General features: G+C 65.8%; 12 protein-coding genes. 6 read left to right on the top strand and 6 right to left on the bottom strand.

The annotated features are described in order from the left end of the window. Positions 1-117: 117 nt before the first annotated feature. The 3 genes from ACW7G6_RS06760 to ACW7G6_RS06750 are packed head-to-tail and all read right to left on the bottom strand — an operon-like array spanning position 118 to position 3019. Positions 118-651, bottom strand: coding sequence for a hypothetical protein (locus tag ACW7G6_RS06760; RefSeq protein WP_456997859.1), 534 nt, complete (start codon positions 649-651; stop codon positions 118-120). Positions 652-698: 47 nt separating this feature from the next. Continuing rightward, positions 699-1319, bottom strand: coding sequence for a DUF938 domain-containing protein (locus tag ACW7G6_RS06755; RefSeq protein ID WP_456997858.1), 621 nt, complete (start codon positions 1317-1319; stop codon positions 699-701). 23 nt (positions 1320-1342) lie between these two features. Beyond that, positions 1343-3019: an NAD(P)/FAD-dependent oxidoreductase gene (locus ACW7G6_RS06750; protein ID WP_456997857.1), complete on the bottom strand. Its 1677-nt coding sequence runs from the start codon at positions 3017-3019 to the stop codon at positions 1343-1345. Between the two features lie 69 nt (positions 3020-3088). Between ACW7G6_RS06750 and ACW7G6_RS06745 the strand changes: the two genes are divergently transcribed. The 3 genes from ACW7G6_RS06745 to ACW7G6_RS06735 all read left to right on the top strand — a co-directional run bounded on the left by ACW7G6_RS06745 (position 3089) and on the right by ACW7G6_RS06735 (position 5649). Then, positions 3089-4573: an MATE family efflux transporter gene (locus ACW7G6_RS06745; protein ID WP_456977939.1), complete on the top strand. Its 1485-nt coding sequence runs from the start codon at positions 3089-3091 to the stop codon at positions 4571-4573. Between the two features lie 157 nt (positions 4574-4730). Then, entirely contained in the window at positions 4731-5000 is a 270-nt protein-coding gene (locus ACW7G6_RS06740) for a type II toxin-antitoxin system prevent-host-death family antitoxin (protein ID WP_456997856.1), read from the top strand. Positions 5001-5010: 10 nt separating this feature from the next. Continuing rightward, the gene (locus ACW7G6_RS06735) at positions 5011-5649 is read left to right on the top strand and encodes an AAA family ATPase (protein ID WP_456977937.1); all 639 of its coding nucleotides are present in this window, start codon (positions 5011-5013) and stop codon (positions 5647-5649) included. Positions 5650-5702: 53 nt separating this feature from the next. Here ACW7G6_RS06735 and ACW7G6_RS06730 read toward each other — a convergent pair whose 3' ends face one another. From ACW7G6_RS06730 to ACW7G6_RS06720, 3 genes are all read right to left on the bottom strand, one after another. Next, positions 5703-6731, bottom strand: a complete 1029-nt coding sequence (locus ACW7G6_RS06730) for an HNH endonuclease (protein ID WP_456977936.1) — start codon at positions 6729-6731, stop codon at positions 5703-5705. Positions 6732-6788: 57 nt separating this feature from the next. After that, positions 6789-7040 carry a helix-turn-helix domain-containing protein gene (locus tag ACW7G6_RS06725; RefSeq protein ID WP_456997855.1) on the bottom strand — a complete coding sequence of 84 codons (252 nt, stop codon included), beginning with the start codon at positions 7038-7040 and terminating at the stop codon, positions 6789-6791. Positions 7041-7132: 92 nt separating this feature from the next. After that, positions 7133-8341 carry an MFS transporter gene (locus ACW7G6_RS06720; RefSeq protein WP_456997854.1) on the bottom strand — a complete coding sequence of 403 codons (1209 nt, stop codon included), beginning with the start codon at positions 8339-8341 and terminating at the stop codon, positions 7133-7135. Between the two features lie 145 nt (positions 8342-8486). Between ACW7G6_RS06720 and ACW7G6_RS06715 the strand changes: the two genes are divergently transcribed. The 3 genes from ACW7G6_RS06715 to ACW7G6_RS06705 all read left to right on the top strand — a co-directional run bounded on the left by ACW7G6_RS06715 (position 8487) and on the right by ACW7G6_RS06705 (position 13877). After that, positions 8487-8999 carry a hypothetical protein gene (locus ACW7G6_RS06715; protein WP_456977931.1) on the top strand — a complete coding sequence of 171 codons (513 nt, stop codon included), beginning with the start codon at positions 8487-8489 and terminating at the stop codon, positions 8997-8999. A gap of 250 nt (positions 9000-9249) precedes the next feature. Next, positions 9250-11211: an N-acetylmuramoyl-L-alanine amidase gene (locus ACW7G6_RS06710; protein ID WP_456997853.1), complete on the top strand. Its 1962-nt coding sequence runs from the start codon at positions 9250-9252 to the stop codon at positions 11209-11211. A gap of 137 nt (positions 11212-11348) precedes the next feature. After that, on the top strand, positions 11349-13877 hold the full coding sequence (locus ACW7G6_RS06705) for a DEAD/DEAH box helicase (RefSeq protein WP_456997852.1): 2529 nt from the start codon (positions 11349-11351) through the stop codon (positions 13875-13877). The last annotated feature ends 48 nt before the right edge of the window (positions 13878-13925 follow it).

Raw genomic sequence — 13925 nt, 5'->3', positions numbered from 1 at the left:
CAGGACAGACAGGCAACGTAACCGCGACATCGGCAAACCCCCGGGAAAGCAACCGCCCCATCCTACTAGCCGACCACCCGCGCGCGCCTGCCAAATGGCATGGCCGATGATTGCGTGCTACAGCGTGCCGACCACCTCGTCCGATGCCGCTTCCAGCATCGCAGTGATGCGGTCACGCTGCTCGTGGTTGTCGGGATGGGCCACGACCGCGAAGCGGCCGTTTTCGATCGCTTCGCGGACCTGGTTGATCAGCACGTCCTGGTCCGGACGCAGGGTCACGAAGCCGCCGCCAAACAGGCCGAACACGGCGCCGAAGAACACCAGCGCGCCGCCCGTCGCCCATGGCGAGCTCCGCACCGCGCCGATCCCCACTCCCCACAGCACCATGAACAACGCCAACCCCACCACGATGCCAAGCAGGCCGAAGGTGATGTGCGCCTTGATCGCGGTGTGCCAGATACCGCGGCTGTCGGGTTCGATCTTGCGACCGGGCCGCGGGTCGCTGGGCGTCACCACCTGGACCTGCTGCTCGCCCAGCTCGAGCTCGCTACGCAAGCGCGCCGCCACCTGCCGCGCCGCGGCTTCATCGGAAAACAACGCCGCCACCTTGCTGAAGGACCGCTCGCCGAATACCGGGCCGTTGGTTTTCATCCCACTCTCCGTCCACGCCGATGCCATGACGATGCGTCAGGGGGGGTCTAGGCGTGGTGAATCGGGCAGGTAGCTTGCCGGGTCCAGACCAGGCACCGGTTGTTGGCCGGCATCGCCACGTCCTCCACCAACCGCAGGCCGATCCCACGCGCCAACACATCGACCGCCTCGAAGTCGCGGATACCCGAGCGCGGGTCGCGGGCCTTCAACCAGCCATCAAACTCGCGGTTGCTGTGGCTGCTGTACTCACCGTCGTAGTTGAACGGCCCGTACACCACCAACGTCGCGTCGTCGGCCAACGCGGCATCGAGCCCGTCGAAGAACGCCTGCACCTCGGTCCAGCCCATGATGTGCAAGGTATTGGCGGTGAACGCCGCATCCACCGCGTGGACCGGCCAAGGCCCGGCACTTACGCCCAGGGCCAGCGGCGCCGGCGTGTTCGCCAACGCCGCCTCATCCAGCCATTGCCCGATCCCCGGCAGATACCCGGCCCGGTCCGAGCACTGCCACACCAGCCACGGCATCGCTGCAGCAAAATGCACGGCATGCTGGCCGGTGCCCGAGCCGATCTCCAGCACTTGGCGCCGGTCGGAAAAATGGCGCCGCAGCACCGCGAGGATCGGCTCACGGTTGCGCTCGCAAGAAGGGGAAAACGGCTTGTCGGACATGCGCCCAGCATGCCGCATCGGGGTCAACCGAGGGAATCGCCAGCGCCGACGATGCTCAGTGCCACCGCTTCGGCCACCCGGATGCCATCCACGCCCGCCGAAAGAATGCCACCCGCATAGCCCGCGCCTTCGCCGGCGGGAAACAGGCCACGGGTATTGAGGCTGTGACCCTCCGCGTTGCGCGCCATGCGCACCGGCGAGGACGTGCGCGTCTCGACCCCGGTCAGCACCGCATCGCCCATCGCAAAACCGCGCAACTGTTTGTGGAACGCCGGCAGCGCCTCGCGGATCGCAGCGATCGCGTAGTCGGGCAATGACTGGCTCAAATCACCCAGCCGTACCCCCGGGGTGTAGGACGGCAGCACCGTGCCGAATTCCTGCGAGGCGCGATCCTGGAGGAAGTCGCCGACCAGTTGCGCCGGCGCCTCATACTCGCCGCCGCCCAGCTCGAATGCGCGCGCCTCCCAGTGGCGTTGCAATGCGATGCCGGCCAGCGGGTCGGCGGTACCGTCCTGGCGCCGGCCGTAAGGCGCGAAGTCCGCCGGTGTGATCCCGCACACGATCGCCGCATTCGCGTTGCGCTCGTTGCGCGAGTACTGGCTCATGCCGTTGGTCACCACGCAGCCGGGCTCGCTCGCAGCCGCAACCACGGTGCCGCCCGGACACATGCAGAAGCTGTACACCGAACGTCCGTTGCTGCAGTGGTGCACCAGCTTGTAATCCGCTGCGCCCAGCACCGGATGCCCGGCCTGCGGGCCAAACCGCGCGGTATCGATCACCGATTGCGGATGCTCGATGCGGAACCCGATCGAGAACGGCTTGGCCTCCAGCCACACACCGCGCCGGTGCAGCATCTCGAACGTATCGCGCGCGCTGTGGCCGACCGCAAACACCACATGGTCGGTGCGCAGCTCCTCGCCGCTTGCCAGCATCACGCCGCGTACCTGCCGGGTACCGCCCGCATCGATCTCCACCAACACGTCATCGACGCGTTGCGAAAAGCGGATTTCCCCACCCAGCGACTCGATGGTCGCGCGCATGTGCTCCACCATCGATACCAGCTTGAATGTACCGATATGCGGCTTGGCGACGTACAGGATTTCCGGCGGCGCACCGGCAGCGACGAACTCGGTCAGCACCTTGCGTCCGTGGTGGTGGCGATCGGCGATCTGGCTGTACAACTTGCCGTCCGAAAACGTACCCGCCCCGCCTTCGCCGTACTGCACGTTGGACTCAGGGTTGAGGACTTTCTTGCGCCACAGCCCGAAGGTATCCACCGTGCGCTCGCGCACCGCCTTGCCGCGCTCCAGGATGATCGGCCGGAAGCCCATCTGCGCCAGCACCAACCCGGCAAACAAACCACATGGGCCCGTGCCGATCACCACCGGCCGCAGCGGCAGTTCCGCCGGCGCCCGGGCGACGTACTTGTAGGTTGTGTCCGGCGTCGGCCCGACCTTCGGCAATCCCGGCGCGGGCACCTGCTGCGCCAGCCGTTGCAGGATGTCCGCCTCGCGCGGGGTGTCCACGTCGACCGAATAGATCAGCACGATCCCGCCACGCCGACGCGCATCGTGGCTGCGCTTGGCGAGGGTGTAAGCGGTCAGTTCGTCGGTCGTGATGCCGAGGCGGGCCACGATGGCATCGACCAGGGCCGATTCGGCGTGGTCGAGCGGAAGCCTGATATCGGTGATTCTGATCATGGTGGATTATCGCGCATTCGCGCCGCGTGCACCGTGTCCCGTTACGCTGGCCGCCTGCCTGGAGCGCCGATGATCCAACAACGCACCCTTACCGAAGGCCCGATTGGGCGCACCCTGTTCGTGTTTGCCCTGCCGATCCTTGGCGGCAACGTGCTGCAGTCCCTCAACGGTTCGGTCAACGCGGTCTGGGTCGGTCGCTTCCTCGGCGAGGAGGCGCTGACGGCGATCGCCAACGCCAACAACATCATGTTCCTGCTGCTGGGCGGGGTGTTCGGCTTCGGCATGGCCTCGACCATCCTGGTCGGGCAGGCGATGGGCCGGAAGAATCTGCCCGAAGCACGCCGGGTGATCGGCTCGGCGGCGACGTTCTTCCTCGGCGTCTCGGTCGCGCTGGCGGCGATCGGGCTGCCGCTGTCGCGCCATGTGCTGGTCTGGATGTCGACCCCCGAGGCGGCGCTGCCATTGGCCGACGCCTACCTGAAGATCATCTTCCTGGCGCTGCCGTTCCTGTACGCGTTCGCGTTCCTGTCGGCGATCCTGCGCGGCGCCGGCGACACCCGCACGCCGTTCCTGTTCCTGTTCATCGCGGTGCTGCTGGACATCGTGCTGGTGCCGCTGTTGATGTTCGGGGTCGGCCCGCTGCCCGAGATGGGCATGGCCGGCAGCGCGATGGCCACCCTGATTGCCAACGTGATCGCGCTGGCGGCGATGCTGGCGTGGCTGCGGCACAAGCGCCATCCGCTGTGGATCGGCCGCGATGAGCGCCACCTGTTCAAGCCCGACTGGATCATCGTGCGCACGCTGGTGGTCAAGGGCGTGCCGATGGGCCTGCAGATGGTGATGATCTCGTTGGCGATGATCGCAATGATCACCATGGTCAACCAGTACGGCACCCTCACCACCGCTGCTTACGGCGCCGCCCTGCAGCTGTGGACCTATGTGCAGATGCCGGCGATGGCCATCGGAGCGGCCTGCTCGTCGATGGCCGCGCAGAACGTCGGTGCCGGCCGCTGGGACCGCGTGGAAGCAACGACCCGCCACGGCATCGGCTTCAACTTCCTGCTGACCGGCGCACTGATCGCTCCGCTGATCCTGCTCGATCAGTACACCCTGGCGATGTTCATGCCCACCGGCAGCGAAGCGCTGGAGATCGCCCGTCACCTCAACCACATCGCGGTGTGGTCGTTCCTGTTTTTCGGGGTGACCTTCGTGGTTGCCGGCGTGGTCCGCTCCACCGGCGCGGTGATCCCGCCGCTGGTGATCCTCGGCCTGGCCCTGTGGGGCGTGCGCGTGCCCTTCGCCAACTGGCTGCAGCCGGAACTGGGCGTGGACGCGATCTGGTGGAGCTTCCCGGTCAGCGCGTTCGTGTCGATGGTGCTTTCGCTGGCCTATTACAAGTGGGGTCGCTGGCGCGCGGCGACAATGCTGCCGGTAGGTCCGGATGCGATTGCCGTGCCATCGGAAGTGCCCGGGCAGGTGCCATCGCCGGTGGCGGATACGGGGGCGCGGTGCGAGGAGGATGAAGGCGAGGCGGTAGTGGTACTGCCGCGTTGAACATCGCCATTGGACGGGATATGGCCAATAAGGGTATATTGGCCTTATTACCCACTACCGGTTGCTCGCCATGGCGCTCCCTCGCCCGCTCACTATGATTGAAGACCTGCCGCACACGCCCGCATCGGATGTGAAGAAGCTCGGTTGGCGCGGTGTCATGAAGTCGGTGGGCCGCGTCGGCAGAGTCGTTGTCACCAATCACAACCAGCCCGAGGCGGTAATCCTGTCGGTCGCGGAATACGACCTCATCTTGCACGCCCTGCGCGATGCGGCAGCAAAAGACCAGGACGCCTTGGACACATTGCGGCGCCGGTTCGACGAGCGACTCGCCGCGCTGCAAGCCCCCGACGCCGGTGATCGCCTGCGCGGAGTGATGGGCCGTCCGGCCAAGCTGGGCGGCAAGGTCAAGGTTGGCGCCAGCCATTGATGGCGCGCCGATGAATACGCCGCGGCCGGTGCTTTACGTTCTTGCCGGCGTCAACGGTGCCGGCAAGAGTTCCATCGGCGGGTACCTGCTGCAACAGGCAGGGCTGACCTGGTTCAATCCCGACACGCATGCGCGCGAGTTGGTTGCAGCGACGGGCTGCGGCCAGGGCGAAGCCAACGCGGCGGCATGGCAGGAAGGTATGCGGCGGCTGGAAGACGCGCTCACGCGAGGCACCCACTACGCTTTCGAGACCACGCTGGGTGGCCGCACCGTGCCCGCCCGCATCATGGCAGCAACCCGATCACACGACGTGTTGATCTGGTTCTGCGGCCTGCCGTCGCCGGAACACCATATCGCCCGCGTCCAGGCCCGCGTCACCGCAGGCGGCCACGCCATTGCCGAAGCGAAGATCCGCGAGCGCTACCCGGCGGCGCTGGAAAACCTGATCGCACTGATGCCGCACTTGGCCCACCTGCAGGTGTACGACAACAGCGTCGACGCTGAAATGGGCGATGCGATTCCCGACCCGCTGCTGGTCGCCGAAGTCGTCGCCGGAAAGCTCATTTTCCCCACCGACCTGGAGTCGTTGGCGGCCACGCCAGAATGGGTAAAACCTGTCGTGGAGGCGGGGTTTTCGTTGGGCGGGTAGCGAGTTGAGTACGATCTTGGTCGAAGCTCAGTGCCCAGTCGATATTCAACTGCTTAGTCAAGTGGAGCTTTGCTATCGAGGAACACGCTGTTCCTATGAAAATCAAGGAACTGCCGCTGACCGGAACTGAAGCTCCCGACGTTGACGCGGGTCGCCATCTCGATCCCCATCCGCTCGAGTGAGTCTCGGTGGGCAACCGGAGAAACGAGCAAGTCGCCGTTCGATTCAAAGCTGATGAAGCCACGATCGAACAAGTGATCAATGGTCGGCGTCAGCAATAATCCATTCTCACCATCCAGCCGCTCTTCGTTACTGGAGTCACGCCACGGCTTGCAATGACTTGCCCTCAAGTGTTCCGGCTTCTCAACGTGCGTAATTCGACACCATTTCTCGATAGCCGCGACCTTCTGTCGGAACTTGCCTTGCCCTCTTCGTGCAAGAACCAACGCTTCCCGCTCGGTCGGAGCGATGTGGTGGTCCTGCTTGAGCTGCTCAATTTGATGCGCTTCCCATTGGATCAATCCAACGGCATCAGTAGCTGTCGCCTCGTCCGCAATGCGTGCCGCTCTTGCGATGTTCCGGGCTTCCACACCAATGAGGCTCAACAACGTCTCGGCGAGGTCTGCGGGAACGCGGGTCAGATACACGTTCTGGAGTCCAAAGCCGTTGGGCCGCAGCGGTGAGTACTTGCCGGGCAATACCTTGGCGATCTGCTCGGCGTAATCCGCCGGCCGCACCTGATGGGTCATCTCCCGAAATCCGACGTCCACCCGCCAGCCGATCTTTTCCCAGTAAGCGCCCGTGTTGCCGAACTCCAGCGGTTTCGGCGCTTCATACGCGTGTGTCTTGATCAAACCAATGGCCTTGATCAAGGTATCGGCGTACGAGAACACGAGATCGCCCGGCGAGACCACGCGCATGAAGTCGTAGTAGGGGTTCCTGGCGCCGTTTGCGTTGCGTTTCGGCGACCACAGATAGCCGCCAGCGACTTCATGGCGATAGGTCTGATTCTGGTTTACCCACCAATAGCGCACGTGCTTCCCCAAAGCGACGCAAGCATCCAAGCCGGGCGACTGCTGCAATCCTGCTGCTTGCCCAGGCTACGTCATCCGGAGGTGTCCTGTTCGAGTGTCGTTACGTCACCACTCCGGCGGTGGCGCGTGGGGATCGGGACCCGTGCGTTGTTGCAACACCAGTTCAAGGCCGAGGATCAGGCACAGCCGGTGGATACGATCGAAGCCGGCACGACCGGCGTTGTTCTCAAGCTTGGACATCGCTTGCACGCTGACGCCCAGCCGCTTGGCGACATCGGCCTGGGTGTAGCCCTGCTGCAACCGGGCGGTACGCAGCAGACCGCCGAGCTGACCGGGAATGCGAACGGGCGTAGCCATGATTCAACCTGCAAGCTGATAAATCGAATATCAACCTATCAGTTGATTTACTAGATATCAACTTAGACGTTGATCTTTACGCTGTCACGCGCTTACGCCGCATCCAACGCGCTCAACCGCCGCTCATCCCACCGCGCCCACGCATAGATCAGCAATCCGCCGAGCGCCGTCGCGGCACCCACGTAGCCGGTCGAGGTCCAGCCGAATCCGGCGCTGATCGCCATGCCGCCCAGCCACGGGCCCAGGGCGTTGGCGGCGTTGAAGGCGGCGTGGTTGGAGGCGGCGGCCAGGGTCTGCGCTTCGCCGGCCACGTCCATCAACCGCGTCTGCAGCACCGGGGCCAATGCGCCCATCGTGCCCAGGGCGACCACCACCGGCAGGATGCTCCACAGCGAGTGCGCGGCGAACGGGTAGATCAGCAGCACCAGCGCCGACCAGCCCAGGATCAGCGCAGTGGCGCGGAACTGCATGCGGTCGACCAGCCAGCCGCCAGCGAGGTTGCCGATGACCGAGCCGACACCAAACACCGCCATCGCGATCGGGATCCATCCGTCGCTGACCCCGGTCACTTCGGTCAGGGTGGGCGCGAGGTAGCTGAAGGCGCAGAACATGCCGGCAAACCCGACCGCGCCGATCAGCAGCGTCAACCACACTTGCGACTGGTGAAACGCGCGTATTTCCCGCAACGGGCTTTGGCGTGGCTCGGAGGGATCAGCGCTCAGGAAACGCGCGATCATCACGACTGTCAGCACCGCGACCACCGCCACCAGGGCAAACGTGTAACGCCAGCTCAGGGCCTGTCCCAGCCAGGTCGCGAGCGGGTTGCCGACCAGGATCGCGATCGACAGGCCCAGCATGACCTTGCTGATCGCCGCGCCGCGCTGGTCGGGGCGGCTGATGGACGCGGCAACCAGCATCGCGACACCGAAGAAGGCGCCGTGCGGCAGGCCGGCGATGAAGCGGAACGCCAGCATCGCGTGGTAGTTCGGGGCGAATGCGGTCGCCAGGTTGCCGAGCGCGTAGAAGCCCATCAGCGCCAGCAGCAACGAGCGCCGCGGCAACCGCGCACCGAGGATCGCCAGCACCGGCGCGCCGACCACGACCCCGAGCGCGTACGCACTGATCAGATGACCGACTTGGGGTTCGGTGATGTCCAGGCCCAGCACCAGGCTCGGCATCAAGCCCATCATCGCGAACTCACTGGTGCCGATCGCAAAGCCGCCGGTCGCCAACGCGAACAGTATCAGGGCGATGCGACGACGGTCGAGCACCGGGATGGTCGAGGTTGGGGTATCCGCCACGGGCCGGATCCTTGCAAATACAACGGCATATTGTGCGCCGCAACACGTCGGCATTACAGAACGGCGGATGAAACACTGTGATGCGCGCGACGGCCGGGGCGCGTCCGCGTTACCGCCAAGTCCGGACCTCGCCCATGATGGGGCCATGATGCTCTCCGGCAACACCCTCATCCTGCCGATTCCCCCGGAGCGCTGGCCGCCGCCACGTGCCGATGTCGCCATCGACGGATTGGTACTGGAGCCGAAGCCCGAGCTCCATGTCACTTTGATCGGCAACACCCTGGGCTGCGAACTGCGCGAGGTGTTCGCCGAGGCTTGTCTCACCGGCGCGCTTGACGACGCGTTCTCGTCCCAGCGTTGGGATTTCAGTCGCACCGGTCGGCATCTGCTACTGCGCAAGCCGTTGAATGAAGAAGGCCAACCTGGCATCGCCCACTCGATCATCGAGTTGGTCGAGCTGCCGGCAATGGCCCCGTTCCATCACGCGCTGGGCCGTCTGCTCGGCCGCCAGCTACCGGTCCCGCCGCCGCACGTGACGCTGCACACCGCCGGACGCGACAGCGGTATCGGCGTTGCCAATTGCCGGCGCCTGCGTGCGCTCACGCTGCGGCCGGTGTCGGCGACGGAGCTAGAAACCACCCAAGCTCCGGCCGCCTGATAGAACCGCAGCGTCGTTACACCCGCCCCGCCGTCCGCAGCGCCGTCCATACGGTTTTCCTGCGCGGCGTGTCGATGCGCCGCGGCAAATCCGGAGGCACCGCGACGGATTTTTCCGATTGACTCGGGCCCGATCACGGCCGGAAGGCGAAGGCCGTCACGCATCCGCAACTTCCTGAATCCCAGCTGGCCGGGTGGTGTAGAAGCTGACGCTCCAGGGGGAGCACATCCAAAAACGGAGTTTGACCAAGATGAAGCGATATTCGCGCATGTTGTTATCCGTGGTAATCGGCGGACTGCTCGCCACCACCGCACTGGCAGAAGAATCCGCGGTACCGATGCAGGACGCCACACTGGGGGCGCATTTGAATGCCGAGGAGGCCGCGCTGCTGCCGCAACGCCAGGCATTCCAGGGGTATTTCCAACAGGCCTATGCCCGCTATCCCGCGATTCCGGCCGGTACGCTGGAATCCATCGCCTACGTCCAGAGCCGCTGGATGCACATCCAGCCCGAGCGCAACGAGACCCAGGCCGAGGCGCACCACCACATGCCCGCCGCGCACGGTGTGATGGGTCTGTACGCCGGCCAGGGCTTTGCCGACCAGGTCACCGAGGGCGCGCGTCTGCTGGGCGTGTCGCCGAGCCTGGTCCGCAGCGATGCACGCACCAACGTGCTGGCCGCAGCGGCGCTGCTGGATGCGGAGATCCGCAAGGACCCGCCCGCAGCCGACGCCCGCACGCGCCTGGACAAGCGCGGCGCGGTGGCCCGGTCACCGGAGGACATCCGCCCGGCGTTGATGCGGTACGCGGGCTTCTCGCCATCGCCGGTCGAGGCCGCCCGGGCCAGCGCCGTCGGTGATTACGCGCGCACCAGCTTCGCGTATGACGTCCTGCTGGCCCAGGACCGCGGCGTCAACGACCGCGGCATCGTGGTGCCCGAGCACGCGATCGAGTGGGAGCGGGCGTTCGATATCGACCAGTTGATCAAGCTGCGCGCGCCGATGGTGCGGCTGGACGTCGAGAACGACCGCATCGAGACCGCCGACTACGAGCTCGATCCGATCAGCGAAACCCTGCGGGCCAAGTCGCCGCGCACGTCGCTGTCGGCCGCCGGCGACGCGGCACCGGCCACCGATGTCGGCATCCAGAGCACCGATTACGGCCCGGCGATCTGGAACGCGGCGCACTCGACCAACTACACCGCCTCGCGCTCCTCGGCGATCAGCGCGGTCACCATCCACACCGCGCAGGGCAGCTACGCTGGCACGATTTCGTGGTTCAAGAACCCGGCCGCCAACGTCAGCGCGCATTACGTGATCCGCAGCTCCGACGGCCAGGTGACGCAGATGGTGCGCAACGCCCACACCGGCTGGCACGTGGGGAACCAGAACAGCTACACCCTGGGCATCGAGCACGAGGGGTACGTCAACAACAGCTCCTGGTACACCACCTCGATGTACAACGCATCCGCGGCCCTGGTGCGCAACTTCTGCTCCAAGTACAGCGCGATCTCCTGCGCCAGCGCATACAAGGGTGCCGCCAGCAGCGGCATCAAAGTCCTGCCCACCAGCGTCAAAATCAAGGGCCACCAGCACTTCAGCGGACAGACCCACACCGATCCGGGCATCAACTGGAACTGGAGCAAGTACTACTCGCTGCTGAATCCGACGAGCGGCGGCACCACCAGGTACCTCGACCGCTTCGAAAGCAGCGTCGGCCACTTCAACACCAGCCCCACCTACTCCGGCAGCACGACCGGGATCTCCACCGCCTCGACCGCGACCCGCGACTGCGGCACGCGCAAGTACGGCTCGTGCTCGCTGCGGGTGCTGCTCAAGGACAACACCGCCACCACCGCAGCCTGGAACGTGCGGCTGCTGTCCGGCGGCGGCAGCCCGGGCAGCAACACCGCCCTGACCCGCTCCAACGGCAAGATCGGCTTTTGGGTGTGGACCGGCGGCAGCGGCATGCGCGTGGGCATGGGCATTGACGACAGCGACGGTACCGAACGCTCCACCAGCAAGTCGATTGCGACCAATACCTGGACCTATGTGTCCTGGTCGATGACCGACGCCGCCCAGTGGAGCGCCTGGGTCGGCGGCAACGGCGCGATTACCGCCAGCACCGTCAAACTCGACGCGATCTGGCTGTACCACGCCAACACCGCCTACAACGTCAACGTCTACATCGACGACGTCAAGATCACGAACTGATCGCCAAACGCTGATAAACGTGCAGTACGGGCGCCCGCCGGTCTCTCTCCCCGGCGGGCGTTTTTGTTGAAAAAGCCCGTCTCACACCCTGAGACACCCCCGTGGTCCGATGGCGCTCTTTCCCCGGATCTTGCGCCATGGCCTTTGCCCTCGCTCCCCGCACCGAGAGCGCCGAACGTTCGCTGGCCACCACCGATGGCCAGCCGTCGCGTGACAGTGCGCTGCTGACTCAGCGGCTGTCGCGACGCTACGCGGACCGTATCACCGGCAGTTTCATGGTCCCGGGGCAGGAGGGATCGTATGAGCCGATCCCGGACGACGTGCCGGCGGCGTTGGCGGCGGCGTTGCGAGCGCGTGGGGTCGACCGGCTGTACAGCCATCAGGCGGAGGCCTGGGAGGCAGCCCAACGTGGCGAAAATATCGCCATCGTGACGCCGACCGCGTCGGGCAAATCACTGTGTTACACCCTGCCGGTGGTGGCGGCGGCGATGGGCGATTCGAAGGCCAAGGCTTTGTACCTGTTCCCGACCAAGGCGCTGGCCCAGGACCAGGTAGCCGAGTTGCTGGAGCTCAACCGCGCGGGCAATCTCGGAGTGAAAGCGTTCACCTTCGACGGCGACACGCCCGGCGATGCGCGCCAGGCGATCCGGCTGCACGGCGACATCGTGGTGAGCAATCCGGACATGCTGCATCAGGCGATCCTGCCGCATCACACCAAGTGGGCGCAGTTCTTCGAGAACCTGCGTTACGTGGTGATCGACGAGATCCATACCTACCGCGGCGTGTTCGGTTCGCACGTGACCAACGTGCTGCGCCGGCTGAAACGGATCTGCGCGTTCTACGGGGTGACGCCGCAGTTCATCCTGTGCTCGGCGACGATCGGCAATCCGGGCAAGCATGCGCGCGCACTCATCGAGGCAGACGTGCACACGATCACCCAATCCGGCGCGCCGACCGGCGACAAACACGTGCTGCTGTGGAATCCGCCGGTGGTCAACAAGGATCTGGGGCTGCGTGCCTCGGCGCGGTCGCAGAGCAACCGGATTGCGCGGATCGCGATCAAGTCCGGGCTGAAGACGCTGGTGTTCGCACAGTCGCGGCTGATGGTCGAGGTGCTGACCAAGTATCTGAAAGACGTGTTCGATTCCGACCCGCGCAAGCCGCCGCGGATCCGCGCCTACCGGGGCGGCTATTTGCCGACCGAGCGCCGCTTGGCGGAGCGCGACATGCGCGACGGGCGGATCGACGGGATCATCTCGACCTCGGCGCTGGAGCTGGGCGTGGACATCGGTTCGCTCGACGTGGTGGTGCTCAACGGCTATCCCGGCACGGTCGCGGCGACGTGGCAACGCTTCGGCCGTGCCGGCCGGCGGCAGCGACCATCGCTGGGCGTGCTGGTGGCCAATTCGCAGCCGCTCGACCAGTACGTGGTGCGGCACCCGGACTTCTTCGCCGATGCACCACCGGAGCACGCCCGCATTGCCCCGGACCAGCCGCTGATCCTGTTCGACCACATCCGCTGCGCGGCGTTCGAGCTGGCGTTCGTTACCGACGGCAACGGCCGCGATGAGCCGTTCGGGCCGATCGAGCCCGGGGTCTACCTGCAAGCCCTGGCCGAGACCGAGGTCGTGCACAAGGAAGGCGACCGCTGGGAATGGATCGCCGACAGTTATCCGGCCGGGTCGGTATCGCTGCGCTCGGTTGCCGACGGCAACTTCGTGGTGGTCGACAAGACCGGTGGCCAGCGGCGGATCATCGCCGAGGTAGATTACTCGGCGGCCGCACTGACCCTGTACGAGGGCGCGATCCACATGGTCCAAAGCACCCCGTACCAGGTCGAGCGGCTCGACTGGGAGGGCCGCAAGGCGTACGTCACGCGGACCCACGTGGACTACTACACCGACTCGATCGACTACACCAGGCTGAAGGTGCTGGAGCGCTTTGACAGTGATCTTGCCGGTCGTGGCAACGCGCATCACGGCGAGGTTCACGTGGTGCGGCGGGTGTCGGGTTACAAGAAGATCCGCTACTACACCCACGAGAACATCGGCTACGGCCCGGTCAACCTGCCCGACCAGGAGCTGCACACCACTGCGGTGTGGTGGCAGCTGCCGCAGTCGGTGCTGCTGGCGTGGTTCGAGTCGCGCCAGGATGCGCTGGATGGCTTCCTCGGCGCGGCCTACGCACTGCACGTGGTGGCGACGGTGGCGGTGATGGCCGATGCGCGCGATTTGCAGAAGTCGGTCGGCAACGACGACGGCGCGTGGTTCGCCGTTGCCGACGCCAGCGGCCGCGGCAGGCTGCGCGGGTGGGAAGGCGACGGGGATCATGGTGGCGGAAGCCATGGCGATACGGGCGACTCACGCTCACCGGTCAGCCAGGCGGCCACCGACCGCGCGCTGATCGAAGTCCGTCAGTTCGTGCCGACCGTCTACCTGTACGACAACTTCCCCGGCGGCGTGGGCTTGAGCGAGCCGTTGTGGGTACGGCAGGCGGAACTGGTGCAACGCGCGATCGAGCTGGTCGAGCGGTGCGATTGCAAGGGCGGTTGCCCGGCGTGCGTCGGACCGATCCTGGCCGCCACCGAAGACGGCGACGGCCTCACCCCGAAGTCGTTGGCACGACGGGTGCTGGGCCTGTTGGTGCCAACCGTGGGTGCGGTGTGAGCATCACGCTTGAACGTCTGCGCGCGCTCAAGCGCGAGGCTGGCAAGC

The organism is Lysobacter sp. A421 (assembly GCF_054052145.1).
Note: the sequence above shows the minus strand (reverse complement) of the source record. Positions and strands in the feature narration are given on the sequence as shown.